Consider the following 809-nt stretch of genomic DNA (forward strand, 5'->3'; position numbering starts at 1 on the left):
CGCAGAAACGTAAAGTTGCGCTCGGCCATTATCGAATTTGTTACCGATTTCAAACGAGTCCGAAGTTTCAGCCTCTAGATCCATATTTGGTGCAATAACAAAAGGCGTCAGCGGCACAAAGTCGTGGCTTACGAAGCCATACGCCTTATCGTATTCTGGCGCTCGATAGCCGTGATCGTAAGAGAGGTAAACGCGGTTGTTTTCGAACACTTCACGAGAAATCGACAAACTTGGTGAAATTTCAGAACTGTCGATATCTTTCAATGGATATCCACCGATATCATTCTGGCCATCAGGTGAAAGTCGGTGCGCATCGAAACGCAAACCGCCAGTCAATGTCCATTTCTCCAGCTCAATCATGTCACGGAAATAAAGCCCAATGTTGTAAGCACGTGCAGAGGCAAAGGGTTGTTTTTGCGATGCGTTGGAGCCCGTCCAATCGAGGGCTTTCTGATTATCTTCACGTTGGTAGTAATCTGATGCTATCTCAACGCCATACGCTAACTTGTGCTCAGCCGATGAGGCGTGAAGCGTCTGTTTGAAATCCGCTCTCAAACCGACGGTGCTATCGTTAAATGTTTTGTGCTCAAGTTCGCGGCGCTTGATCAGCAGACCATTGGCGTCGGTAGAGTTCATTAAGCGATTGGTGTCTGTGACCACTTCGGTATGACGCCAATAAACTTTAGTATCCAACTCTTCAAACCATGTTGGATCAAGCGGCGTTAGCTCGGCACCTAAATATGCACTGTATTCTTCTGTCGATTCATCTTCTGCAAAGTCTTCGATATGCCACTTGCCATCTTTTTGTA

Annotated in this window: 1 protein-coding gene; it reads right to left on the reverse strand. The window is 46.5% G+C overall.

Translation table 11 applies throughout. From position 1 onward, the window contains the following. The coding region (locus tag R7Q11_RS25635; protein ID WP_225466934.1) for a TonB-dependent receptor domain-containing protein at positions 1-809 on the reverse strand (809 nt) is incomplete at both ends.

The organism is Vibrio sp. 970, from assembly GCF_033339075.1.